22 protein-coding genes and 5 pseudogenes are annotated in these 23,195 nt (G+C 59.0%); 17 read left to right on the forward strand and 10 right to left on the reverse strand.

Going from position 1 to position 23,195, the window contains the following annotated elements; translation table 11 throughout:
- Window positions 1-172 precede the first annotated feature (172 nt).
- Window positions 173-580 carry a hypothetical protein gene (locus AABA84_RS00585; RefSeq protein ID WP_338311485.1) on the reverse strand — a complete coding sequence of 136 codons (408 nt, stop codon included), beginning with the start codon at window positions 578-580 and terminating at the stop codon, window positions 173-175.
- On the opposite strand from AABA84_RS00585, the pseudogene AABA84_RS00590 reads away from it, so the two are divergent.
- The 5 genes and pseudogenes from AABA84_RS00590 (at window position 528) to AABA84_RS00610 (ending at window position 3,047) form a co-directional block, all read left to right on the forward strand.
- Window positions 528-738: pseudogene (locus AABA84_RS00590) on the forward strand (cold-shock protein). The gene AABA84_RS00585 and the pseudogene AABA84_RS00590 sit on opposite strands and share 53 nt — an antisense overlap.
- Window positions 739-837: 99 nt before the next feature.
- A complete protein-coding gene (locus tag AABA84_RS00595; RefSeq protein WP_338310920.1) occupies window positions 838-1,053 on the forward strand; it encodes a transcriptional regulator in 216 nt (71 codons plus the stop codon).
- A 39-nt stretch (window positions 1,054-1,092) separates the two neighbouring features.
- Entirely contained in the window at window positions 1,093-1,326 is a 234-nt protein-coding gene (locus tag AABA84_RS00600) for a hypothetical protein (RefSeq protein WP_338310921.1), read from the forward strand.
- An 82-nt stretch (window positions 1,327-1,408) separates the two neighbouring features.
- Entirely contained in the window at window positions 1,409-1,702 is a 294-nt protein-coding gene (locus AABA84_RS00605) for a hypothetical protein (protein ID WP_338310922.1), read from the forward strand.
- A 1,135-nt stretch (window positions 1,703-2,837) separates the two neighbouring features.
- Complete coding sequence (locus AABA84_RS00610) at window positions 2,838-3,047, forward strand: hypothetical protein (protein ID WP_338310923.1); 210 nt, start codon at window positions 2,838-2,840, stop codon at window positions 3,045-3,047.
- A gap of 519 nt (window positions 3,048-3,566) precedes the next feature.
- On the opposite strand, the pseudogene AABA84_RS00615 reads toward AABA84_RS00610, so the two are convergent.
- Both AABA84_RS00615 and AABA84_RS35000 read right to left on the reverse strand, forming a co-directional pair.
- Window positions 3,567-3,952 (reverse strand): annotated as a pseudogene (locus tag AABA84_RS00615) (response regulator).
- Window positions 3,953-4,584: 632 nt separating this feature from the next.
- Window positions 4,585-4,695 carry a histidine kinase dimerization/phospho-acceptor domain-containing protein gene (locus AABA84_RS35000; protein ID WP_445083395.1) on the reverse strand — a complete coding sequence of 37 codons (111 nt, stop codon included), beginning with the start codon at window positions 4,693-4,695 and terminating at the stop codon, window positions 4,585-4,587.
- A gap of 991 nt (window positions 4,696-5,686) precedes the next feature.
- On the opposite strand from AABA84_RS35000, the gene AABA84_RS00620 reads away from it, so the two are divergent.
- The 3 genes from AABA84_RS00620 to AABA84_RS00630 all read left to right on the forward strand — a co-directional run bounded on the left by AABA84_RS00620 (window position 5,687) and on the right by AABA84_RS00630 (window position 7,118).
- Complete coding sequence (locus tag AABA84_RS00620; protein ID WP_338310924.1) at window positions 5,687-5,896, forward strand: cold-shock protein; 210 nt, start codon at window positions 5,687-5,689, stop codon at window positions 5,894-5,896.
- A 678-nt stretch (window positions 5,897-6,574) separates the two neighbouring features.
- Window positions 6,575-6,814 (forward strand): hypothetical protein, encoded by a 240-nt coding sequence (locus AABA84_RS00625; protein ID WP_338310925.1) that lies wholly within the window; start codon window positions 6,575-6,577, stop codon window positions 6,812-6,814.
- A 97-nt stretch (window positions 6,815-6,911) separates the two neighbouring features.
- Window positions 6,912-7,118 carry a hypothetical protein gene (locus AABA84_RS00630; protein WP_338310926.1) on the forward strand — a complete coding sequence of 69 codons (207 nt, stop codon included), beginning with the start codon at window positions 6,912-6,914 and terminating at the stop codon, window positions 7,116-7,118.
- Window positions 7,119-7,365: 247 nt separating this feature from the next.
- On the opposite strand, the gene AABA84_RS00635 is transcribed toward AABA84_RS00630, so the two are convergent.
- A complete protein-coding gene (locus AABA84_RS00635) occupies window positions 7,366-8,523 on the reverse strand; it encodes a sensor histidine kinase (protein WP_338310927.1) in 1,158 nt (385 codons plus the stop codon).
- Between the two features lie 100 nt (window positions 8,524-8,623).
- A complete protein-coding gene (locus AABA84_RS00640) occupies window positions 8,624-9,625 on the reverse strand; it encodes an alpha/beta fold hydrolase (protein WP_338310928.1) in 1,002 nt (333 codons plus the stop codon).
- Window positions 9,626-10,718: 1,093 nt separating this feature from the next.
- Between AABA84_RS00640 and AABA84_RS35005 the strand changes: the two genes are divergently transcribed.
- From AABA84_RS35005 to AABA84_RS00645, 3 genes and pseudogenes are all read left to right on the forward strand, one after another.
- Complete coding sequence (locus AABA84_RS35005; RefSeq protein WP_445083388.1) at window positions 10,719-10,895, forward strand: hypothetical protein; 177 nt, start codon at window positions 10,719-10,721, stop codon at window positions 10,893-10,895.
- A 336-nt stretch (window positions 10,896-11,231) separates the two neighbouring features.
- Entirely contained in the window at window positions 11,232-11,357 is a 126-nt protein-coding gene (locus AABA84_RS35010; protein ID WP_445083389.1) for a hypothetical protein, read from the forward strand.
- A 152-nt stretch (window positions 11,358-11,509) separates the two neighbouring features.
- Window positions 11,510-11,701, forward strand: a pseudogene (locus AABA84_RS00645) (alpha/beta fold hydrolase); the annotation flags it as partial.
- A 58-nt stretch (window positions 11,702-11,759) separates the two neighbouring features.
- Here the strand turns inward: AABA84_RS00645 and AABA84_RS00650 are convergent.
- Window positions 11,760-12,536, reverse strand: a complete 777-nt coding sequence (locus AABA84_RS00650; RefSeq protein ID WP_338310929.1) for a helix-turn-helix transcriptional regulator — start codon at window positions 12,534-12,536, stop codon at window positions 11,760-11,762.
- Between the two features lie 419 nt (window positions 12,537-12,955).
- On the opposite strand from AABA84_RS00650, the gene AABA84_RS00655 reads away from it, so the two are divergent.
- The 5 genes and pseudogenes from AABA84_RS00655 (at window position 12,956) to AABA84_RS00675 (ending at window position 17,414) form a co-directional block, all read left to right on the forward strand.
- Window positions 12,956-14,188, forward strand: coding sequence for an acyl-CoA dehydrogenase family protein (locus AABA84_RS00655; RefSeq protein ID WP_338310930.1), 1,233 nt, complete (start codon window positions 12,956-12,958; stop codon window positions 14,186-14,188).
- A gap of 14 nt (window positions 14,189-14,202) precedes the next feature.
- Window positions 14,203-14,766, forward strand: coding sequence for an NAD(P)H-dependent oxidoreductase (locus AABA84_RS00660; RefSeq protein ID WP_338310931.1), 564 nt, complete (start codon window positions 14,203-14,205; stop codon window positions 14,764-14,766).
- Between the two features lie 48 nt (window positions 14,767-14,814).
- The gene (locus AABA84_RS00665; RefSeq protein ID WP_338310932.1) at window positions 14,815-15,615 is read left to right on the forward strand and encodes an alpha/beta fold hydrolase; all 801 of its coding nucleotides are present in this window, start codon (window positions 14,815-14,817) and stop codon (window positions 15,613-15,615) included.
- Window positions 15,616-15,638: 23 nt separating this feature from the next.
- A pseudogene (locus AABA84_RS00670) lies at window positions 15,639-16,082 on the forward strand (cupin domain-containing protein).
- A 51-nt stretch (window positions 16,083-16,133) separates the two neighbouring features.
- The gene (locus AABA84_RS00675) at window positions 16,134-17,414 is read left to right on the forward strand and encodes an MFS transporter (RefSeq protein ID WP_338310933.1); all 1,281 of its coding nucleotides are present in this window, start codon (window positions 16,134-16,136) and stop codon (window positions 17,412-17,414) included.
- 48 nt (window positions 17,415-17,462) lie between these two features.
- On the opposite strand, the gene AABA84_RS00680 is transcribed toward AABA84_RS00675, so the two are convergent.
- The 4 genes and pseudogenes from AABA84_RS00680 to AABA84_RS00695 all read right to left on the reverse strand — a co-directional run bounded on the left by AABA84_RS00680 (window position 17,463) and on the right by AABA84_RS00695 (window position 22,679).
- On the reverse strand, window positions 17,463-17,729 hold the full coding sequence (locus tag AABA84_RS00680; RefSeq protein WP_338311477.1) for a hypothetical protein: 267 nt from the start codon (window positions 17,727-17,729) through the stop codon (window positions 17,463-17,465).
- Window positions 17,686-18,511: pseudogene (locus AABA84_RS00685) on the reverse strand (aldehyde dehydrogenase family protein); the annotation flags it as partial. The pseudogene AABA84_RS00685 and the gene AABA84_RS00680, both read right to left, overlap by 44 nt.
- Before the next feature lie 116 nt (window positions 18,512-18,627).
- Window positions 18,628-19,053, reverse strand: coding sequence for an ester cyclase (locus AABA84_RS00690; protein WP_338310934.1), 426 nt, complete (start codon window positions 19,051-19,053; stop codon window positions 18,628-18,630).
- Window positions 19,054-20,516: 1,463 nt separating this feature from the next.
- A complete protein-coding gene (locus tag AABA84_RS00695; RefSeq protein ID WP_338310935.1) occupies window positions 20,517-22,679 on the reverse strand; it encodes a 2Fe-2S iron-sulfur cluster-binding protein in 2,163 nt (720 codons plus the stop codon).
- Window positions 22,680-22,764: 85 nt separating this feature from the next.
- On the opposite strand from AABA84_RS00695, the gene AABA84_RS35015 reads away from it, so the two are divergent.
- Complete coding sequence (locus AABA84_RS35015; RefSeq protein WP_445083390.1) at window positions 22,765-23,157, forward strand: winged helix-turn-helix transcriptional regulator; 393 nt, start codon at window positions 22,765-22,767, stop codon at window positions 23,155-23,157.
- Window positions 23,158-23,195 lie beyond the last annotated feature (38 nt).

A 23,195-nucleotide genomic window follows, 5' to 3' on the forward strand; every position in this document is an offset into this window, starting at 1 on the left:
ATGGCGCCGTTCGGTCGGCGCCTGAAGCGCCTTTCGACCTGGACACCAGTGTCCGGACGCTGCCGGCGGCCTCATCGTTTTCCAACCCGTCACCTGCTGCTGCAGCTTGCGGGTTGCGCTCCGTGGATTCAAAATCCTCCCGCGAAGTCTCAGTCATCTGCGTGTCTCGCTCCTAAGCCGCTGCCCGTTCTACCGGCCGCAGACGCGCAGTGCGGAATTGGTGGCGATGGCGGCGACCCTGATGAACCTTCTCGACTGCCATCGGCATGCTGGCGAATCTGACCTTCGGAACGCCTACCATCGCATCGGGCACGCGGCGCCCATCGGGCGGAGCACCAGAGCTGCCGGCAGATACAAATTGGCTCCGTCCTTGCAAAAATCGGAAAATGATATATATCAAGCGTGCTCGATTAGCCGCTGTGCCTTGTTGAATGCGCCCGCAGGCTCCTTTTCCAATGACATCGACGAAGTTGAAGTTAGCTGCGTGATTGTCGCGCGGCACGCGCTTGCGCGCCTTGGAGAAGAAAATGACGACAGGTACCGCTAAGTGGTTCAACGGCCAAAAGGGCTTCGGATTCATTGAGCCGAACGATGGCGGCAACAATGTTGTTCGTTCTTATCAGCGCCGTTGAACGAGCTGGTCTTTCCGGACTCGGAGAAGGTCAAAAGGTCAACTTCGAAATCACGACCGACAAGATGCGAGGCAAGGTCAGCGCCGAGAACCTCTCGCTGGCTTGATAACGTCGTACCGTTTCACGGATGTACTGAAACGAGTACCCTGCCCGCTCAATCTTCTTGATTGAGCTGGGTGTTGCCCTTTGCATAGCTGAGTGAAGCATGAGCGCCAGGAAGTCGGCCGAGCTTTTACCCGAAGGCATCGCGCGTTCCAATCGAAAGCGCCTCGCCGCCGAACAAGGAATGCGGGCACTGGCAGATGTCGAACGGGCAGGCCATCGAGGTCCGCAAGAACATGGCGCGGTGCTTAAAAAGGTGCGCGAGGCCAAAGAAGCGGCTGATGAAGCTCTTCGAACAGCTTTGCCTCCGCGCAGATAGTCGTCTTCAACGCCGCAGAAATTTGAATGGACCGATCACATGACAGAAAGCGCGGGTCGGCGTAGAGCCAGGTCAGACGGCGGCGGGACGATCACTTTCTTTCTAGCGTTCGGCGCAAATCGACAGATGTGCCGGCTGGCGACAATCTTCAGTACGCAGAAGCAGGCCCTCAGCTACCTACAGAAGCATCGAACGGAGTTCGAGCGTATGGCGCGCGCACGTCTGGCTTCAGGCGACCTCGAAGACGGAATTGTCGTGCTTTCGATGCTCTAGTCAGACTGACCAGGTTTGCAACGGCACTCTTGGCGCTCTCAATAGGGCGGGAACCTCAGATGCCCAATATCAGGAACAGTCCATGAAATTGAACGAAGCTCAGATAACCAAAACGCTATCTCAGTTTCGAGCTCAAGTGCTTGCTGAGGATCATCCAGCAGTTGCGCAATTTCGCGAGTTGTTCGGGCAACATACCTTCTTTCTCGACGCAAGTGGACTGTATGTATTGGAGCTGCTCGAGGTCCCCGGGATGGAAGCTGCGGAAGGAGAGGTCATAAGTCTCGCGGATTGGAGCGATACGGACTTGAGAAAATTGACCACACATCGGCCCGTACCGACCGGCGTCGTAATTCGCTTGCAAGAAATCCGACACTGAGGACAAGAGGTCCGTTGTCCAGTCCGCGCGATCAGTTTCGCTTTGATCTCCCCGTCTGAGGGCCACGTCCGGCACACCTTTGCCGCGCGACAGTGGGCAGAAAACCGGAGTCTACACTTAGCGATGGTAGCCAAGATGCCCAGATCGAAAACGTTTCCACAGAAGACCCCAGCGGCGACAGGTCGCGAGCAAGGTCAGGCGGTTCGACTGACCCGCGAGCTTCTCGAACGTGTTGAGGCGTGGGCGCTGAGCCAGAAGCACAAACCCAACCGATCAGAAGCCGTACACTTGCTGATTAACGCAGGGCTGGACGGCCTGCCTGCTCGGCCCAAGCGTGCAGCTCCCAAGTCAAAGCGCGCGAGTTCTCGCAACCGTGCAAAGGAGCTAGCCTCCGATGCAATCGATCGGCTGGGCGATGCGGGGGCGACATCTGAAGCCAGAGCGAGCCGAAAAGGAAGACTTATGAAGGGGCCCGAGGAGTTTCGCAACGTGCGGCGGGACAGGTCGGATAGTTGAGGCCTTGTTAGAGGTGGGTCTCGTTCGGTGACGCCGCGGCATCGAGCGGTTCGAGCCGGGCATAGCTGCGCAGGATCAGAAAGTGCAACGAAATGCGAAGCGCTCTATCCTTGGAATGTCATTTTCCTTTCTGCTTAGCTGTCTCTTTCGCTAACGATCCGCGCTGCAATCGTTCAGATCTAAGACCCAGCCGCTCTTCCTGTTTGGACAGGTGCCGCTTTTCAATGTTCGCTGGAACTCCTGTGCAGTTTGAGAGAATTGAGCGGATCCTAGAAAGTTTCTGCGAGACGAATAAATTTAGGATTCGACTTGGATAGCCGCGAGGCAGACACTCTGGTCATCACAGCGCGGATCCCGGCTTTTATCTGTGATGAGAACGCCGACAGCGCTCCCGCCCCCTTCTATCGGGAAAGGAGCGCGCCATGCCCAAACGGCGTCGTTTCAAACAACTTCTGTCTCTCGGCGAACGTCTCGATCAGGAAGCCGCGCGCCTGCGTGCTGAGGCAGACAATCTGCCGTACGGGCCCGAGCGCGAGAAGCTCCTCCGCAGGGCGCGACAACTGGAAACAGCGACCCATGTTGAGGAGTGGCTTAGGTCCCCGGGTCTGCAGGCTCCGCGATGAACCAAAAAATTCAGCCGATTGTCATCGAAGTATCCAATCACTCTGCGTTCTCAGGACGGGGCAGCATTATCGTGCTCGAACTGGCGGATGAAGCTGCCGCCAAAACGCTTGCGCAAAAAATCGCGCGGGAGACGGGGCGCTCGGTCACCGTCCGAGGAGCGGATTTCGCAATAATCCAGACAGTTTCAGTCGCCCAATCACATTAGTGTGCCAAAATGCGTGTTGCCCGAGGATCCCGACGCTCGGATATTCCTCGCAAGGGACGTTTCGAGTGGCTTTGAAACCCAAACTCCTTTTCGTGCTTGTAGGTATATGCAGCGGGTTCATTTGGTTCGGGTTATTTCTGACAGTGGCGAGCGCCAATTATGGCTCGCCGCCACGGCTCGTGAGGAGGCCGTCGACAGGGTGCTCGATGCAATCCCTGAGGGATGGACCGCCAGCTTGGTACAGCGCGAACTCGGAGCCGACGACGCTGCCGCATTGAACTTGCTTCCCGGAGAAGTCCGGCAACATAGGGTGTCCTGATCTGGCGCAAGCGGCTGGGCTCCGAAAAGTGCGAAAGTGCACTCTGCCAAGCCAAGTCACGTCAGAAATCAGTTAAAGCCGCCGGAGGATAAGATGCTTCTTGTCGATTTCCGGAATTCGTGCTCGCGAGTCAACTAGCAGATTGCGACTTCCGGACCGTGGAACTCTGCAGGTGATGGTGTTCGGCAAGCGCCCGACCTTCAGGCACAGTTGAACTCGGTGGATCTCTGGAGCCTCGGAGGCTTCAAGGACCTATTCAGCAGTCGATGAACTTGCGGCGACCAGAGCGGATCGTCGCAATGGGTCGCGGAAGGCTGGGCTGGGGAGATCTGCGTCGCGACTATCTTGATCGGCGGCCAACGGTCCCGGACGAAGCGGGCAAGCTTCAACCCGTCCATCGAACCCGGCATCTGGATATCGGTGAAGACGAGGTGGATGTCGGACCGGGGGACAGGATTGCGATGGCTTCGTCGGCATTTGTCGTCGGGATGACTTCGAAACCCCCATCCTCCAAAATCTCGACGGAATCCATCCGCAGCAGGAATTCATCTTCCACGATCAGGATGACAGGCTTCACCGTCGGCATTTCAGTACGAACCTCCGCATGCCAAGCAAGACGGGAAGGATTCGTTCCGACGTAAGGATGCCCTTAGGGTACGCGCTCACTTGGCTTGATCGCACTGGACGAGCGGCATCGAGAACACGAACCGGGTTTCCTGCCGCGTTGAGGTCACGTCGATCTTTCCGCCGTGCGCTTGCGCGATCTGCGAAGCGATATGCAATCCTGGTCCGAGACCGTTCGGCCGTTGCGAACCTCGCCGCGGAAGAGCGGCTCGAAACGTCTCGGCATGGCGGCCTCTGGAACGGGCTCGCCGGAATTCGCGACCCAGAGCTTGAATTCCCTGCCTTCCATTGTCGCTCCGATCCGCACTGGCTAGTCCGGCGCTCGATGACTCCATGAGTAAGTGCATTGCCGACCAAATTGGAAGCCAACTGTCCGATCCGCGCACGATCGCAATTGACAGGCTAAGTTATCTCGATGCGGGTCTCGATCAGTCGCTGGGGGGAGGCCGCCGTTGGCAATTCGTCGACGACCTGCTCGAGCGCATGCTCGAGAGGCTCAGCGTCGCCATGCAAGTAATCCCTCGTCGCGCCGACCACGCGCGAAATCCAGGATGTTGTCGATCCAATCGGACATGCGGGTAACCGTCGAATTGATCATGTCGAGAACGCGTATTGCTCCTGCGGCGCCCCCGACCGCTGCAGTATCCTCGCTCCTGCGCTAATGGCCGCAAGTGGATTCCTTAGATCATGACCTAGGACCCCTATGAATTGTTCGCACGGTTGCCCGGTTTCCTGTTGAGTGACGAGGCCCTCTTGAAGCTTCGACTTCGACTCGACGAATTCGCGTTCGTAGGCCTTCTAGAAGGGAAACGGCTCGTCGAACCTTGGCTGTTCTGAGTCCGCCTTGCAGACCTGTGTTTACTCAAGCCGCAACTTTTACTCATCCTCCGCCAAATGAGCATAGTACTACGCCGTAGCTCATAAATTCGCCGGGTGCGCGACTTGTCAGATCCGCTCCGATGGCGACGAAATTTGGCGGCTTGGCGAAATGAGGATCAACCACAAGCGCTCATGCGCCCTAGTTGCCGTGAGAAGAGCCTCGACAATCAGCGAGAATGCCGGCCAAGCATGAGGGCTCGAATAGTAGATGTGACAGCCAGACCTTCACCGCGAGCCAGAAGCGTCAAAGTGAGGGTTGGAAGTAATCATGTCACTTCGCGTACCCCTGTGATCGGAGCCACGCGATCCGTCGCTCACCATTCATCCAATCGTCAATTTCGGCTTTGCTCGCGAAGCCCGTGATTTCTCGGGGTTCTGCGCCCGGGTACTCGGCAATAATAGCCCAGTCGCCCTCTGAGTTACGGAGTGGTTTGAAGTTCACTTTTGCTTTTGCCATGCCGAACTATGCAGGAAAGTGCGCGAGATGGGAACCTCAGGGAAGCACTTTAAGCAACTTGTCGTCAGCCTGGGCCGGCGGCTCTGTCCTGTCGTGCCAACTCGCTTCCGCATCAGTCATCAGCGGCTCCTGGCTACGGAACAAATAGACTAACCATGCTGAGATGAACCGTAGGCTTCTTCTTGAAGTATCCCAACTGCTGGTGTATGGTCTCAAGTATCGATACTGGCCGAACAACTGTTCCGCTTTCGCCTCAAGTCCTGACGGCGCGCACGTTTCAGACATTCTCCAACATCGAAAGACTGGACACTGGCCGCAAGTCCGCGCGCCAGCTCCTGCGCGCATGCGAAAGAAAGACCGATGAATACAGGTACAGTGAAGTGGTTTAACAACCAAAAGGGCTTCGGCTTTATCCAGCCGGCAAACGGCAGCAACGACGTTTTTGTTCATATCAGCGCGGTCGAACGCGCCGGAATGGACACCTTGAACGAAGGTCAGATGCTGTCTTACGACGTCGTCGCGGACCGTCGTACGGGCAAGTCCGCTGCCGAAAATCTTCGTGCTGCTTAGTTAAGAGCACGACCGACCTGTCGCTCTAGCCACGGATGTACTGGCAGAGCTTGTGGTCCTCCCCCGCGCCTGAGTCATCAGGGGCGGGGTTTTTGCTTCAACTCGTGCAACCGGCTGTAAAGTGAGCTTTTCGTGGCTTCTCTTCGACATTCGGTCCCGGTGTTGCCTAGCTAGAACATGACCGGACTGAAAAGGTGAAACGAGAGAGCGTCTCGGTTCTCGGCGTTCAATAGCCAAATCGAATTTCGAAGTGGCTTGTTTTGTCTTTCGGGCGCATAAACGCGCATGCTCGAATCTCATCACCGATCCTGTCGGTGCGGCGCTGTCTACAGCCGAACCGAGGAAATAGCCCCCAGTCGGCAGATTGCCAGCTTCGAGTGCTCGGTTTGCGGCGCGACCCTGGAATCGTGGAACACTGCTTCTGTGCCCACCTACAGGTTGATTGTCGGCCCCGTTCGGCATTCGCCGTCCGAAGGATGATTCCACTGGCAAATTGAACCAGCAGCCGGCGATCGGATCGGCCGTTCATGGCAGCGTCGTCCGGCAACCCCGTGCTTCCCTGGTGATGTCGCTCACTCCTTCAGCGGCTTGTTCCGGCTCTCTATGAAGTCATTCGCATGTGCATTGGGCGGCGGTGCATCCGAAGAACATGCAGGTCAGCGCAAAGCAGGAGATTCAATGAGCATTGTAAAGCGGCATCTCGCCGAGCAAGAAGAGCGACTGGTTCTAATCGAAGAAATTTGCATCGATAAGGGAGCGCTCGTCTTGGATACCGCCACAGACGAGGTCTACTTCTCTGCGGACGAAGAGGCTTACAAGAACGCCTACGTGACCGTGTTTCAGGCCTGGGCCAAGGGCACGATCAAAGGCACAGCGGAACAGATATTCGAAGCTACAAAATCCATTCTAGAGGATTAGAGTAGTCTTGTATTTGGTTCACGAACCAGAGCCGCAGGCGATTGTAGGCGTCATTCCACACTTTATGCTAAGGTAACTCGATACGCTGAGGTAACGCATGCCCTATGTCTATAAGCTAAATGAAGACGTTCGCCACCAACCCCAAGGTCCGCAAGGACGTGCCACCACCGAACCGCCAGTAATTTACACCATCGTTCAACATATGCCGATCGAGTCCGATGGACGAGTTAGATACCGCATCAAGTGCAAGTCGGAAAAAATCGAGCGAGTTGTTACTGAAGATCAGCTTTCGTATTTTCAGTGATCTAAGCAAGCAATAACGGACTGAGACGCTGCGGCACGCAAGCGAGACGCGCCACGACGAGCTATGATGTTAGCTGGCCGTCTTCGCCAGTTTATAGGCCCGGCGTTGGTCGCGCATTTCGTCTTCGAGGTCCGGGATCAGTTCAGCCGTGGATCTAGCGAGAAACTGCTTCTTCAGTTCCAGGCAGCGCGTAAGGCATACATCGAGTGCCTGCTTATCCAATGCGTTAGTCGCGCCAGCGCGCCGCTTACGTTCGGGGCAATCGAACTGTGAGCGTGGTGCCCATCCCTTCCTCGGAGGCGACGTCGATCTCACCACCATGGGCCTCGACGATCAGCTTCGCGATGTAGAGCCCCAGGCCGAGATGCGAGTGCTCGCCGGGATCCTGGACTTGGCCACGCATCCACGATTGAAATATGGTCTTTTGGGCTTCCGCGGGAATGGGCGGACCGGGATTGTGAACACTCACACGGAGCGTTGAAGGATCGGTGCCCGCTATCGACACCGTGACGGGGCCGGATGCATCGCTGTATTGGATCGCGTTTCCGATCAAATTGGACATCACCTGCCCCATCCTTGCGTCGTCCCAAAGCCCGGTCGAATCCCCCTCGTGCGTGACCTCGATCGTCTGCTGTTGGTGAATGCTACGAAGTTCGTCGGCAATCGATTGGCACAGCGTGAGCATGTCCGTTCGGGCTTTCTTGACGGGAATATCGGTTCCGAAAGACGCGCGGGTGAGATCGAACAAGTCATCGAGTATCCGAGTGGCCCGGTCCGTCGTACTGACGAGATCGGATACCATCTTCGGGTGCCTCGGGTCTGTGGGTCCCGCGCGTTTCATCCACTGGGCCGCCATCGACGCTGCCCCGATAGGATTCCGCAGGTCGTGACCTAGGATACCCAGGAAAAGATTCCGGGAATTGTTGATGGTTTTGGTGTAGCGGGCGACCGACTCCGCAACGGCTTGGTCAATTGCTTCGTTGAACCGAGTGAGGTCCTCGAGGTCCGTGCCGGCAAGGTGCTGTTGATGGGCTCCCCATTGCTTGACGACGCTGGCCCGCAGGGCTCGATATTCTGAAACCATCTGATCTATGTCGAAGCCGTCCGCAAGACGGAGCGCCGCGTGAATCTCGGCCGCGCTCCTGCGGAATGGTCCGTCCCTGTCGGCGAGCCCTCGCGACTTGTCCATTTGCTCGGCCGGGGTTTGCTCGGACTCCAGATCGTTGGCCACGAATTTGAGGATGTCGACGATATGATCCTGGAGCGCCAGCCTGGACATTCCTTCGCTCGCCGGCGACCTCGTCCGGGCGAATTCGGTCCATTCGTTTATGATGGCGGGCGCGTTTTGTCGGATGAAATCCGCAAGTCTCAGATGCGGCGTGGACTGGTTTTCTTTGCCGGTCATGTCGCCCCCAAGCTCCCTTTTTCAGAAGGCTGGATCTTGCGGCCCTTCATCCTAGCCTCTCACTGCAGCAGATTCCAGTCGGCCGGTCGGTTCCGATCGGCTACGACGCGGCGGCCGTCGACCCGTTCGTAACTTCGCGTAAGGCCGACATGACCTCCTCCGTCGCGGTCTGATGGATCATGTGGCCGTCTCCCGCGATCCGGTGAAAACTGCTGTGCGGTATGTCGGAATGTAGCCTGGTCGACTGGGCCTCCGTATCGACGAGTTTGTCCTGCGCGCCCGCGATGATGGCCACCGGCATTTTGAGATCGCCGTACCCGCGCTCCCTCAGCGCGTCCGGTACCATCAGCGTGGCTTCCGCTGCGGCCGCCCTCAGTTGGGACGGCCGGAGCGCCATTTCCTTTGGAAAACCATTGAACTTTGCAGGCACACGTCGCGGTCCGAACATCTTCGCCATCATCATCGGCCAGGCGAGCCGCTCGACCAGAGGCGAAAGGGTATGGCTGAGAATGTCGCCAACCAGGGGCAGCGAGGCCGGCAGGGATGTGAAGGTGTCGGACCGGACAGAAGGATAGTAGTATCCCGAGGCGAGAACCAGTCCCCGGACGAAGGCGGGATACCGGTGGGCCATTGCGACGGCGACCGATGCGCCCCACGAGTGACCCAGAACGATCGCTCTGGAAACGCCGATCTTTTCCAGCGCAAGCTTCAATAGCTTAGCTTGAGCATCCGGTGTCCATACGACACTACGCGGGCGCCTGCTGTGTCCGAACCCTGGGCGGTCGAATGCGACGACGCGGTATTGCCTGGCCGCAATGTCGAAGAGCCCGCTGCACTCAAAATCCTGAACCATGCTGCCGTTGCCATGCAGAAGGACGATCGGATCGCCATCGCCGCGCTCCATGTAGTGCAGCCGGACGCCGTTCGCTTCGACGAAGCGGCCCATGGGCGGATTTTTTGCTTCCGCCTGTTTCGCGAGGTACCGATTGACCGCTGCGATTGCCGCCATGGAGGCAACGATGATGGACGCGGACGCGATCAGGGAGCCGCTGGGCGCGGCCGAACGGGGTCGGCGCGCGTAGGCCGCTTGGACGACTTTCATCGGGGCCTTTCTGCAGTGGCCGGCAACCCGCGCGGCGTCCGAAAATGTTTCGGAGCAGGATCAACATGCGGCGGTCGACATCGTTCCAACCCAAGCCTTGGCCGCCTTTTTCGGCCCGCCAGTTGTCGGAAACAATGGGTCCAACGTTCTTGGCTCAGCTATCAGAGCCCGGAGTTCGGCGAGTGCACTGCTCTTCGACTCCGAGGAGGCCGGCCGATGGCCGTCAGTTGGGCGGACACTCGGGACAGGTATCGCCGAGGAATTCCAACCGCAAAGTTCGTCGTGGTTGGCAGATCGACATATTCGAAATATCGGCCCTTCGAGTCGCTGGTCCGCTACATCGCGAAACCCACCATTTCGGAAGCTCTGCTTTCTTACCGGAGCAGCCTAACGACAGAACGTCGGAAGCATGCCAAAAACCGCCGTTCGTGCGCGGTCCGTCGCCGTCAAAAAATGGTCGGCGAGTAGGTTCAAATCGGGGAGGCGCAACCACCGATACCGACATTCCGTTCAGGTGGCGATCTGACCGAGGGCGCTCCCTGCGTCCCGAACGCAGTGAGCATCTTCTAAGTCATTGACGTTCTTGATACGGCAGCCTCACCGATCGCGTTCTGTTCACGATCGTTTCGCCCAATTCGTTGCGATTTCATTGCGGCATTCCCCGACGAGAACGAAAGCTGACGACGAAATGAGATCACCTAATGCGAGCCGGGAACGGATCGCGTTTTCGGCCGGGCGGCGCATTTCCAAATGGCAGGCTTCCAAATGAAGACCCAGCTACCCGCAAGGTCTTGATTTTCAGCCTATGAATTGGACCGAGCGACCTCCGAATGGCTGCTGATTATTTAACGATTTCAAGCCGCGTTTGAAACGGGCCACTGGCCTTTAATATCAATTACTTAGCAGGCATTTCCAAACAAGAAAGCGCCTTTCCCAGTAAGGAGCTTAACCCCCTTTCCAGCTTGTCGATGAGCTCGGCCGAAATTCTGGGAGTCCGTAGCCTCTCAGGCGGGCTGCTGCGTCACATGCACAAGGTGACGTGCAAGGACTACGTCGCCTTCGATACCGACCTTCCTGTTTCGGGGTGCGCGTCATGCCGAGTGGGAAGTGGTTCTTCCTGGTGCAATACCGGCGTCATGGCCAGACGCGCCGGGTGATGATTGGACAATTCGGTGTCGTGACGGCGGAATTGGCACGAGACGAAAGCAACGATCAAACTCGGCAGTGTAAGAGGCGCCAATGGCGAACCAGCGGCGTTGCGCGACGCTGAACGGCAATCGACCACACCATGAAGGAACTCGGAGAGCGCTTCCTCACGCAATATGTCCCCACTCGCTGCAAGCCGTCGACGCAGGCAGAGTATCAGCGCTCGGTCGAGCTAATCCTTGATCCGTTTTTTGCCAAAGCAGCACGTTCGCTCTGTGACGACGGCAGACGTCGCAGAATTGCACGGTCCTTCTCTCGTATCCCCTACCAGGCGAACCGAATCCTGTCGAAAATGATGAACCTCGCTGAGACTTGGGGATAAGGGACAAGCACAGCAAATCAGACGGAGACAAAATATGCGGTTGCCGCTTTCCGCGTCCTGCTCCTCACCGGTTGCCGCTTGTCTGAGATTCAGACCCTTGAATGGCGCTACGTGGATCTAGAACAGAAAGAACTGCGACTACCCGACAGCAAGGCCGGTGCAAAGACCATTCATCTGAGCGAGGCGGCGGTCACATTGTTATAGGCATTTGCCTCGCGTAAGCGGCAACCCTTACGCTATTGTAGGAAGAAAGCAGAAATCGCACCTAACCGATCTTCAGCATCCGTGGCGGCGCATCCGGAAAGCTGCGGGACTGAATGACGTACGTATTCACGATCTCCGCCACACATTTGCGTCAGGCGCTGCGCTTCTCCGACGATACCTGGGCGACGCGGTCCGCGGTCAAGCTGCTCGCCGGCGGGTTCACGGCGATCAAGCCGAAGGTGCTGACGGTGAAGCCGTCCGACGTCGGCGCCAAGGCGATCGGCCATTTCGGCTTCTTCCGCCCCAAGCATCGCGACACGCTGTGGCGCGGCATGGCGGAATAGGTCCAGGGCGAATGAGGGCGACGCAAGGGATTGCGGGCGCGGCCCGTGCTTTCGTCGACTATTGCCGGCTGGCCGGGCTCAGCAGGAAGGCCGCCAGCTCGGTGCGATTATGCGCTCCGAAGCGGCGACACAGGTTTGCGACGTGCTCCTTCACGGTCTGATCCGAGATTCCCATCTCCCGCGCGATCTCCTTGTTGGTTTGGCCGCGACAGACGCGAACGGCCACATCGGCTGAACGCGGCGGAAGCGATGCCGAAAGCGTCGCGGCAGGCTCGGGAGCCGGGATAGGGCCGCGATGCGCCTCGATCTCGCGCGCATTCGTCATATTCGTCAAAGCAAGCGAACCGGCACGGCACAGCACTTCCATGCGCTGCCGTGTCCGCGACGTGTAGGGCGCGTCCGTATCTGTCGTCGCGGTGAACAGCACGCCGACGATCTTGTGGCTGGACCACAGCGGCCCGCCCATGTTGTAGGCTAGACCCCACTCGTGCAGCATCTCGAAGGACGGACTGTGCCGCCACCGCTGCGGGCCGACTACGGTTTCACCGTCTGCCGCGCGGCCCCTGGTCATGATGCAGTCGAGCACGGGATCACACTTCCAGAAGCCGGCCTTGTAGTTTTCGAGCAGGCCTTCCGCGACGTGACTACTGTAGACCAACTCGGGCGTCAGCCCGTCGAGCAGATAGAGACCAACGGTCGGCGATCCCGTCATTTCCGCAATCGCGGAACAGCAGGCAATGCCGAGCGACCGTACCGACCGGCTCTCGGCGATAGAGAGCAGCCGATCTGCGAGCCGCTCGGGCAGACCATCAAAATGCTCCTGCTCGGCTCTCACCACCGCTCCTCGCGAGATCGTGTCGTGCCCGAAGCGACGACGCGGAATTGCCGATTATTATAAGCCTAAAATTTCTTCCTTGCCTGTTGCTTGGTCAAGCGAAAAGAAGCGTCAAAGCCTCGTTCTAACAGCTCAGCTTTGCGGCAGCGCACCATTATCGCCCCCCCCCATCATGGGGGATTGCCGGTTTGCCTGCCTCGTCTCTAGCATTCAACGATCGTAATCGCGCGACGACCTTTGCGCGGTTCCGACGGGGACACGTCGACACCATCGCAAGCCGTTCATCACACGTGCCAACTGGATTGGCGCGCGGCGGAATCGTTTTGCGAAAAGCCGCCCCCGTGTTCCCGCCGATCCAAGCCTTCCCGCCGCCGTCAATGCGCGCGGGCGACCAACAGCCTGACGTGGAGACATCGACCATGAGCCTTTCTGTGCAGCGCGCCGTAAAGTCAACCGCAACGCCAACGGTGGCCGAATTTCATGCGCGCCTCGACGCCCTGCTGCCATTGGTCGAATCGAGGGCCGCTCAGGCCGAGGCGCAGGGCTATCTCACCGATGACGTGGTGGCCGCGCTGCGCAAGGCCGGCATCTACAACATGCTGTTTCCTAAGGAGGTCGGCGGCGCTGAGCTTCTTCCCTACGACGCCATGACCGTGATCGAGCGTCTCGCCTACACCCACGCATCCGCTGGCTGGTGTGCGATCGGCTGCAACATGGAAGGAACGACACTCGCCATCTACATCGAGGATGAGGGCATAAGAAAAGTCTTCGCTGGCGGCCCCGATATCACCATTGCCGGCAACGGCGTTCCACGCGGTTTCGCCCGCCCGGTCGACGGTGGGTACATGATCCGCGGCAACTGGGCCTATGGCAGCGGCATCCAGCATGCCGAGTGGGTGCATTCCGGCTGCTTCCTGACGGACGCATCCGGCAAGAACATGGTGCTCGGCCCAAACGGCAAGCCCAAGATCGTCGTAACCCACCATCCGCGCTCGACGATCAAGCTGATGGGCAATTGGGACGTGCTCGGCCTGCGTGCCACCGGAAGTTTTGACTATACGCTGAGCGAAGGCGACGAGCTGTTCGTGCCGACCCACATGACCTACGACTTCGACATCGGCGCGCCGCGGCGCGGCGGTGTGCAGGGTGCTCTGGGACTGGCGGGCTACAGCGCCTGGTCGCATTCGGCCTGGGCGGTCGGAGCTGGACGCCGCATGCTCGACGAACTCGTGAAGGTGATCGTCCAGCGCCAGGATCCCTTCGGCAAATCGTGCGAAAGCGCGAGCTTCAAGTTTCAGTTCGCTCAGGCCGAAGCGCGCTTCCGCGCGGCTTGCGCGCTGGTGCACGAAACCTGGAAGGAGGTCTCGGACACCTGCGCCAGCGGCGAACCTCCGTCGCTGGACCAGATGACCATGATGAAGCTGTCGCTGCGCCACATCCACGACGTGCTGTCTGATGTCGGGACCTTCGCGCACCGCGCTGCCCGAGGCGCCTCGCTGCACAACACGCCGATGCAGCGGTTCTATCGCGACATCCACTCCGGCACCCAGCACATCCTGATGGCCGACCAGATCGTCGAGGAATGCGGCCGCGCCCTGCTCGGTCTCCCCGGTCCCGATGCGCAGTGGACCGTGTTCGGGGTAACGGGCTGAGCGTGCGGCCAGACATGAAGGGCGTGAACGTGAGGACATCCCGCATCGTTGGATTCTGCGGTAACAGTTGGCGACCGGCGAAGTCGCGCGTGCTGGTGGAAGCCGTCGCGGCTGACCTGCTCGGGCAGCATGGACTCGAGACCGACGTCCTCGACCTCGTTGATGCCGGCTCAGGCATAGCCGCCTTTACTCGCATCGGCCTCGACGGCCAGGCCCGCGCCGTCGTCGAGGCGATCGAGCAGGCCGACGGCCTTGTGATCGGCTGCCCGGTATTCCAGGGCTCCTATCCAGGCTTGTTCAAGCACGTATTCGACCTGATCGAACCAGGCGCGCTGCGCAATCGCCCGGTGCTGCTCACCGCCGTCGGCGGCGGCCTGCGCCACTCGCTGGTGGTCGAGCACCAACTCCGTCCCCTGTTCGGGTTCTTCGAGGCTTGCACCATCTCGACCGCGATCTACGCTAGCAGTGGCGAGTTCGAGCCGGATGAATCGCTCTCTCCAATCATCGCAGCACGGCTCGCCAATGCCGTCGAGCAGTTCGCCATGCTTCTCAACGGTCGCCAGGCGAACGCCGCATGAGAGTCCTTCGCATCACACGACCTGACGACCTCAACCGGAGATAGCGCCATGCTTGATACCGTCAAACCCTCGCCCGATCTCACCGGCTTCACGCGCGCGGAGTACGACATCAACGGAGTGCGGACGGTCGTCCACACGATCGGAAGCGGTCCGGAGCTGGTGTTCCTACACGGCACCGGCACCTTCACCGGCTTCGAGATGGCGCGCGACTGGGCGAAGCGGCACACCGTGATCATTCCCTATCACGTCGGCTTTGGCGACTCCGGTGATGCCGCTGCGATCGACACGATCGAGGATCACGTCCTCCACTACATGGATCTCTTCGACAAGCTCGCGCTTGCGCAGTTCGACCTCGCCGGCTTCTCGCTTGGCGGATGGCTCGCCGCAGAGTACGCGATCCGCCAGGCGCAGCGCGTGCGCAAGCTGGTGCTGGTCGCGCCAGCCGGCCTCGTGGTGCCGAGCGCGCCCGCCCCGGGATTGTTCGAGATCGCGCCGCAGGAATTGCCGGCCTATCTCGCGCACGATCCCGCAGCGGCGCTGCGTTACTTCCCAAAGGTGCCCGATCCCAGCTTCGACGAGCGCCTGGGTCGGGAGGTCACGGGCTTTGCCAAGCTGATCCGCAGCGAGCCGCAGGGTAATCCGAAGCTTGCGAACTGGCTGCATCGGATTTCGATGCCGACGCTGGTGTTGTGGGGCGCGGCTGACCGGTTGCGTCCGACGGCACAGGCGCACGCCTGGAGGGCCGGCCTACCCGACGCCCGCATGACGCTGGTGCCCGCGACGGGCCATCTCGTCTTCGAAGAGACGCCCGCTGCCGCGCAACACGTCATCGACTTCCTTGCCGATTGAATCCAGCAATAGAGGACATAAGCATGATCGAGATGCCCCCGGGCGTAACCCCTTCCAAGGAAGGTTTCGGCAACATCGTCTGGAACATTCTGGGCCAGACCTACACGCTCAAGCAACATTCCGAGGCCTCAATGGCCTGGCACGCCGTGTTTCCGGACGGAACCTTCGTGCCGCCGCACGTGCATCGGACCCAGGACGAGTTCGTCTATGTGCTGACCGGCCGATACGATCTCTGGCTCGATGGCAGAGATTTCGTTGCCAAAGCCGGCGATCTCGTGCGCATGCCCAAGGGCATTCCCCACGGCATCTTCAACAAGTCGGGCTAGACAGCGACAAGCCTGTTCTGGGTGGCTCCAACGCGCTCGCTGAAGGAGCTGTTCGAGCGCATCCATAACCTCCCCGATCCGCAGGAGGTCGTGCGACGCGCCGCCGAGCACGAGGTCGAATTCCTGCCGCCGCCGACCTGACGCCGCGCTTTTGCCCCGACGATACGCACCCCGCAAAGACGGATGATGACCATGCTGATGACCAACTGGACGACGATTTCCGAGAGCGACCGCCAGCGGATTGGACGATGGCAGAAGGGAATGCTGGCACTCGCCATCCTCTGCGAGATCTTTCTTGCCGCGGACTGGTACGCCTTCGCCGCAGTACTGCCCTTCGTCTCGGAAAGCCTGAAACTCAATCCCGCTGAGGCAGGGCTGGCACAGGGCATCTTTGCGCTGACCTACGGCGTCGGAATGGTGGTGTGGTCGCCGGTCAGCCGCGCAATGACGGCGCGCAATATGCTGCTGATCGGACTTGCGGGCACCGGCCTCGGCATGGTGCTCCAGGTGTTCGTACAGAGCTACATGCAGCTCGTATTGCTGCGGCTCGCAATCGGCTTCTTCGACGCTGGCATCTTCATCGGCAATATGAAGCTGATCTTCGGCTGGTTTCCTCAAAGTCGGCGGGGCTCGGTGGTAGGCATCATTCTTGCCGCCTACAGCCTCGCCATCACCATGGATTTTGCACTCGGCATTCCTCTGACGATCGCAGCCGGCTGGCGGTTCTTCTTCGCCGTGCTGGCAGTGGGCACGCTGATCGTTGCAGCGATCGACGCGCTCGTCGTCCGCAACAATCCGCGCGAGCTCGGCCTCGACGGCTTCACCTGGGGCAACGAGGCACAACAACAGCATCTGCCACTCGGCGAAATCTTCCGTTCGAAATGGATCGCGGTGGGCGGCTTCGGCATCGTGGCCTGCACCTTCGCGATCGCCGGCACGGCCACCTGGGTCGTGCCGGCCTTCATCACCGTGCAGCACATGGTGCCGGAATCCGGCGCTGTGATCGGCACCGTGATGGGACTGTCTCAGGTGCTGTTCCTGGTGATCGGTGGTTACATGTCTGACCGATTGGGCAAGCTCTTCATGATCAAGCTCACCTCGTTCCTTGCCTTCCTCACGGCACTGATGTTCCTGTGGAGCGTAGTCACGCCGATGCCATTCGGAATGCTGGTGTTGTTTGCAGCGCTCAGCGGCGTTGCGCTGCTTGGCGGCGGCGCGATCTTTGCCCTGTTGAGCGAAAAGTATTCCGATGCGCTCGCGCCAGCGGCGATCGGCTATGCCGAAGTATTCGGCATCTTCTCGGCGTTCGTGGCCCCCTGGATGATGGGCGCCATCATCGACGCCTCCGCCGGCCTGTTCACCGGGGCCTTCATTGCCTTTGCCGTGGTCGAGTTCATCATCGTCGGCCTCTTGATGATCCTCGCCCGCGACGACGTCAGGCAGGAAGTAACCATGGAAAGTCCCGCGGAATAGATCTCAACTGGTCTGGTGGGGGGCTTCGTCCTGCACCGGCGTCTTCCCTCAGCGAACGAACGTCGTCAGCGACGAGTAGCTCCTGTTCGGCTTGGCTTCGCCCGGCGCGAACTGCGCGAAGGGATCGCTGACGCGCACCGCCTGCGGCGTATCTCCGGCGAAGCGGAATTCCTTGGGCCGCGCCGTGTAGAAGCTGGTGCTGAAATAGGCGTCGTCGAAGCGCGCTTCGCCGACCCCGAACAATGCGCCCCAGACGAACGGAACGTATGCACTCGGTAAAATTGTCGAGCGCAGCGGTGCTGTGCTCGCGGCCAAGGCCGGAGTCGCGTTCGCCGCCCCAGGGCAGGCGCACGGCGGCGTAACCATGGTATTCATCCGGACCGAGCCGACGCGGGCCCGCAAAATGCTGGAGCTTGCCGATGTCGCCGCTCCAGACGCCAGCGGCGACGCTGTAGGCCGTGCCGTTGGCGATCCGCAAAGCGCCGGCCTCATCCCTGAACTTGATGACGCTGACAACCCGGCCGAAGATTTCCCCCTGCGAGATCCGCATCTCGTGTTCGACATTCGCAAACGCCGCAGGGCCAATGAAGTAGCCGCGCTCGGCGCCCCGCTTCCCGCCGGTACGAGGGTCGCCCCCTCCTGACGGCCGATGTCGACATAGTCGAGGATCGACTTCATCTGCTTCTCGGAGATGACGGGGCCAAGCGCAGTCTTGCTGTCGAGCGGATCGCCCATCTTCAGGGACTTGGCGCGCGCAGCAAGACGTTCGACGACTTCGTCATAGGCCCTCTCCTGCGCCAACACGCGGGAGCCGGCCGAGCATATCTGGCCGGCGTTGGAGAAGATCCGGGAGGCCGCGGCTTTCGAAGCTGCTTCGAGATTGGCATCGTCGAAGATAACGTTTGGCCGATTTGCCGCCGACCTCGAGCGAGACGCGCTTGAATTTGCCGGCCGCGCCTTTCATCATTCCACGACCCACGCCCGGTAAAGGTGACCTTGTCGAAATCAAGGTGATTGACCAGTGCGTCGGCGACGACGCGGCCCGGCCAGGCGACGACGTTGAAGACGCCCGCCGGCAGGCCCGCTTCGAGTGCGAGCAAGCAGCACTTCGAGCTGAAGGGGCTAACCTAGCTCAATTCGATTAGGGCATAGCAGTGAGCCTGCTTTTCGCGGATAAAAGCGAAAGCAGGCCTCAACTGGATAACGGAGATGATTACCCCCGCAGCGGAGGGACGACTCCTAATGTCACGAGAATTGCGAGCACATCGAACTGTTCCCAATGTGCAGTGATCTTGCCGTTGCGTATCGCATAAGCGGTGATGCCATTCAGGCGGAAACTTCGTCCCGTTGGGGCGACGTGCAGAAATTGTCCAACATGTGTGACGTCCGCATGCCAGATCGCCACCGCCGTCTCGCCCTGCTCGATGAGACGATCAATGTGATACACTTGGCGGAATGCGCTGTTGATGAAGCCGACCGTCTTGGCGAATCCCGCCTTATTTGGCGTCGCCCCGAAGGCCGGCGCATGGTCGACGAAGTCGTCAGCGACCCGTTCAGCTACCAGGCGCGTCGCGGCCTCGGGATCATTAACGTTATAGAATCCAGCGAACAGATCAGCGCCGAAAGGATTGATGCTCATGATGACCTCCTAAGGCCTAGCTAAATTGATGGAGCGGGAGCTCCGGCGCGAGCGCCGCGGAGCGAATGTTTTTGTGATCAGGCATTTCGCCCGTGTGACGTTTTAGATTTCGGCGAGCTACTGTCTCACGGTGCGCGGCGTCAGCCAGCAGCTTTTGTGCGCTGGTGCGCTCGTCGATAACGTTGGCCGGGAGTTCACGGAGCCGTGGTCCAGAACGCTCCGCTCGCCTTTACCGTGCGTGCCGAGCACCCACCTTCCCTGCAGCTAACAAACGGCCTCAAGGGGACCACCCTGTGCGCCTGTGGCGCCGTGGACGACATAAGCCATGAACTCTCCTTAGTATCAGGCATGCACTGAGAATTTGTTGGTGCAAGAGATTCACCGGTTAAGTCAAATGCACTAATGGGAAAATCTTGTCGTAAACGTGCTGCTACTTGGCAACCGATTGGGGCGGCACCTTACACTGCTCCACCAGATGCACTGGTTGAGCCGCTCGGGTTGGTGACACGGACCCAGCAATCGAGACCGCCTGCGTGGTCGCGGACAGTTCCAAGTTGCCAACCTGTCGAACTCGACGATCCAATTTCAGCTTTGATCACTAAACGTGGCGCCTCATGCATATGAAGGTAAACTCTATTCAATCGTCGCCAGCGACTTTGGCTCGTCCGAGGATGGGCAACCGGGAAGCTACAACTGCATCTCAGGCGTGGTGGGTCCGAGTCGGGATGAACTACGGCACCCTCTTCGACACGCGAGGTATCGCCTGTGCCAATTGCCCCCTCGGCTCCATCGTTGACGGTAAGCCGTTCCACGATATTGCGGACACTATAATCGGTCCTACGGCTTTGTCTGGATACAACGCCGCGCACGCCCGATTGCGATGGCGCTCCCAAGCCGAACAAAAGTGCAGATGTCCTTAATCGACGACTATACATTCGTGCGGGCGCGCGTTGCCGGCCGCTGGACAAGCACTTGCACTAAAGTTGATCTCGCCGGCACCGTTGTCGATCGTTATCGCTTTGACCTTGAGATCAGCGTTTCTGGATGAAACGAGTGTCGCCTATCGGCAGAAGGCGCGATATGCCTGGGAGGACGGCGGCGTCGTAAACTTGGCGTTTGACGCGAGGTTCGAGTACTCGGCTCGGGGACGACCGCGCATCTGCTGGGATCGTGCAGGAAGCGATTCTTGAGCTCCGACGGCCAGCACTACATGCGACACGCACCGGTACAAGGATGGCGTGCCATTTCGAAAGACGTTGGTCGATGAAGTCCGCGCCAAGGTTTCCCGCGAGGCCGATGAAATGTCATCGACTTTGGCGACTCCAACTGGGCTCGCCTGCTCCTGCGCGTTGTTGATTCCATCTCCCTCGGCCAGGAACCGCTTCCCATTATGTTGTTCTTCGACTTCGATGATCGCTTCGTATCACCCAACGTTCCCTTGGTTTGCTCCAGCAAGCGCAATTTCACACGTCGATGACGACCTCATCTTTGCCCTCCGGCACCGTGCAGCAAAGCAATATCTCTGAATCGTCCAGTTCGGCGACAGGTGGCAGTGTATAAGTCACAGATCCCCTGACCAAGCGCGCGGCACAAGATCCACATACACCCGATTTGCAGCCATAAGGAGCAGTAACACCCGCCACACCAGCCGCGCCGAGTAGAGAGCCAAAAGACGAACTCCAGGCGATGGCCTTTCCAGTACGCCCAAATCTGATCAATTGGCTCGAACCAGCGGGGCGTATTTTCTCTTGCTTACGCAATACCCTTGCCGGGCCGAACGACTCGAAATGAATCTGTCGGTCCGGCACCCCCAGGCCGAGGAGTGCGTCATAGATCGACTGCATGAAGCCGCCAGGGCCACACAAATACGCGTCTATGTCGGATGTGGGCAACAAACGGGCCAGAACGTCGCGGTCGATCCGGCCGACGTGGTCAGCAAGCCTTCCAGCCTGGTCTTCCCGGTTTGGCGCACTGAGAACGAAGTGCGCTGACAAGTTCGCATGATGACGGACCTTGTGAATTATGTGTGCAGCAAAAGCGAGATTGCCACCATTCCGAGCCGCCTGCAGCCAGATGATCGGCTCAGCATGACGCGTCCGCATGTCATTGACTAGAAGACTATTCACGATCGCCACCATTGGAGTAACGCCGACTCCAGCGGAGATCAGCATTACTGGCTTTCGAGTGGCAGTGTTGAAGATAAACTCGCCTCGCGGCGGGAGCACGTCAAGAACTGCGCCTGTGGGACGGTCATGAAGCCAACAAGAGGCAATCCCGTCGCGTTTCACGCTAATTCTGTAGGTCCGGCCATTGGCCACCTCAGACAACGAGTAAGACCTAACTAGATGCGAGCCGTCATCCCCAGCTGGCACTTTGATAGGCAAAAACTGTCCGGCCAGGTGCGCAGCAACGCCTCCATCGTCCGCCGGCTCAAGCACAAAGGAAACAATGTTTCTACTTTCTTTATCCTTCTTGACAATTCGAAATGGTCGCCACCGCGTTAGTTCACGGCTTGCTTTCTGGGCCTGTACCGCCTCCGACCAGGTACCCGTTCCCTCGATCTCGGTTGACACTTCTGTCGATCCGACCGCTCGAAACGGTAACGCGCCGCACAACCTGATAATCTGTTTAATGTGAAAGCGGACAAGCCTTTGCGCGCCCGCAAAGCTCCTTAATTCTTCTCCCTCCCAAATCACCTCGGATCGGCAAGCTATCATGGTTACGTCCCCAGACTTGAAGTCCGCGAACAGCAAACCAGCACGCGGCTCTACTGACAAGTTGCCTAGTGTGTTGAAGACATAATTTCCGACAAAGTCTGGGGTCGTAATCGTTCTATCATCATCAATACGAATAAACCCGGGCCGCCCGCCACGGTGCGACACGTCAGCTCCCGCCGAAATATCTTCCGGTCCGCCCGGACTGGCACTCGCAATGTAGAACGCATCGGCACCAGCAAGCATAGTTATGTCATGCTGAGTAAGCCGATCAGAATGCTCAATGCTCGCGCTCGGTCGTTCCTGTAGAAACTCCAACTCGCGTCCTTGAATGTACTGCGGGCAGTTCCCAAAGCTCTGAACCACTCGAATTGCAAAGCCCCTCTCATCCAGTTCCAAAAAACGACCGCTGATACGATTGCGGCGGCGCGTCGGAAGCTCGATACCGAGCACACCGATCGGTGCGCCATCGACCAAGTGGCGAGGTAACGGATCGCCGGGGAGCGGATCCGCTTCGAAGCGAAGAATTACAGGATTAGTCGAGTGCATGAAACCGGGCCGCCCAACCAGCATCGATGCCCAGGGTTGCCCTTCATGGTCAACGCTTCCGATCAGAACAAACGGAAGCTGACCAAAGAAGACGCGATGCTGTTCGGTTAAGTGGTCTTGGATCACTCGGCGCGCGGCGAAGTCAATTTGCTGCCTTCGCCCGTACAGCTCGTGCAACGCCCGCTCGCCTTGGTGAAACGGAGATTGATCAAAGGGCCATCCTAAACCTGGTTTCGATATCATCGCTCCCCCTGCTCTCATGCCCATGTTGTAGCGGCTTCGATGCGACTTAGCCGAGCCCATACGTTCGAATAGCAATCCCGAGCGATCCACTTCCGGAGCAACGGTCAATATATGAAACACGAAAATCTCAATAGTGCAGCAACTGTGTCTATGTTAATGCATTTACGGCATCAGTTACGTCAAATGCACTAATGGGGACTTTCGTATGGCTCGAAAGGCACAGTTACCGTCATGTGGAGTCGAACGCTTCCTTCTCCTCCTCGGCGGCCCTTGGGCCACCCTTATTATTAGAGAGCTTTTGCACGGTCCTCAGCGCTTCATGGACCTACGCAAAGCGTTGGTAGGTATCAGCGCACACACGCTTACTCATCGACTGCGCCGGTTCGAGCAGAATGGGCTTGTGACACGCACGGCCTTTGCCGAAACGCCTCCAAGGGTGGTTTACGAACTAACGCCCCTGGGATTCTCGCTTGAAGGGATCCTCTACAGCATGAATGATTGGGGCAATTCGATACCCGAAGATGTTCTTATGACCGCGCTCGCGAATGAACGCCAATTGCGACACTCGGCTGGCTCGCCGCAAGGTCGAGCACGTTGACGCAGCGAACGCCAGCTGGAAACGCTTAGCCGAGAGCG

Origin of the sequence: Bradyrhizobium sp. TM239, assembly GCF_036247985.1 — a bacterium.
GTDB lineage: Bacteria > Pseudomonadota > Alphaproteobacteria > Rhizobiales > Xanthobacteraceae > Bradyrhizobium > Bradyrhizobium ottawaense.

Bases quoted from the DNA above. Each gene is read 5' to 3' on its own strand.
- AABA84_RS00675 (WP_338310933.1), top strand. From the start codon at position 16,134: ATGCTGATGACCAACTGGACGACGATTTCCGAGAGCGACCGCCAGCGG.
- AABA84_RS00595 (WP_338310920.1), top strand. From the start codon at position 838: ATGAGCGCCAGGAAGTCGGCCGAGCTTTTACCCGAAGGCATCGCGCGT.
- AABA84_RS00625 (WP_338310925.1), top strand. From the start codon at position 6,575: ATGAGCATTGTAAAGCGGCATCTCGCCGAGCAAGAAGAGCGACTGGTT.
- AABA84_RS00630 (WP_338310926.1), top strand. From the start codon at position 6,912: ATGCCCTATGTCTATAAGCTAAATGAAGACGTTCGCCACCAACCCCAA.
- AABA84_RS00600 (WP_338310921.1), top strand. From the start codon at position 1,093: ATGACAGAAAGCGCGGGTCGGCGTAGAGCCAGGTCAGACGGCGGCGGG.
- AABA84_RS00620 (WP_338310924.1), top strand. From the start codon at position 5,687: ATGAATACAGGTACAGTGAAGTGGTTTAACAACCAAAAGGGCTTCGGC.
- AABA84_RS00660 (WP_338310931.1), top strand. From the start codon at position 14,203: ATGAAGGGCGTGAACGTGAGGACATCCCGCATCGTTGGATTCTGCGGT.
- AABA84_RS35005 (WP_445083388.1), top strand. From the start codon at position 10,719: ATGCCGAGTGGGAAGTGGTTCTTCCTGGTGCAATACCGGCGTCATGGC.
- AABA84_RS00635 (WP_338310927.1), bottom strand. From the start codon at position 8,523: ATGACCGGCAAAGAAAACCAGTCCACGCCGCATCTGAGACTTGCGGAT.
- AABA84_RS00655 (WP_338310930.1), top strand. From the start codon at position 12,956: ATGAGCCTTTCTGTGCAGCGCGCCGTAAAGTCAACCGCAACGCCAACG.
- AABA84_RS00690 (WP_338310934.1), bottom strand. From the start codon at position 19,053: ATGAGCATCAATCCTTTCGGCGCTGATCTGTTCGCTGGATTCTATAAC.
- AABA84_RS00665 (WP_338310932.1), top strand. From the start codon at position 14,815: ATGCTTGATACCGTCAAACCCTCGCCCGATCTCACCGGCTTCACGCGC.
- AABA84_RS00585 (WP_338311485.1), bottom strand. From the start codon at position 580: ATGAATCCGAAGCCCTTTTGGCCGTTGAACCACTTAGCGGTACCTGTC.
- AABA84_RS00610 (WP_338310923.1), top strand. From the start codon at position 2,838: ATGAACCAAAAAATTCAGCCGATTGTCATCGAAGTATCCAATCACTCT.
- AABA84_RS00640 (WP_338310928.1), bottom strand. From the start codon at position 9,625: ATGAAAGTCGTCCAAGCGGCCTACGCGCGCCGACCCCGTTCGGCCGCG.
- AABA84_RS00605 (WP_338310922.1), top strand. From the start codon at position 1,409: ATGAAATTGAACGAAGCTCAGATAACCAAAACGCTATCTCAGTTTCGA.
- AABA84_RS35015 (WP_445083390.1), top strand. From the start codon at position 22,765: ATGGCTCGAAAGGCACAGTTACCGTCATGTGGAGTCGAACGCTTCCTT.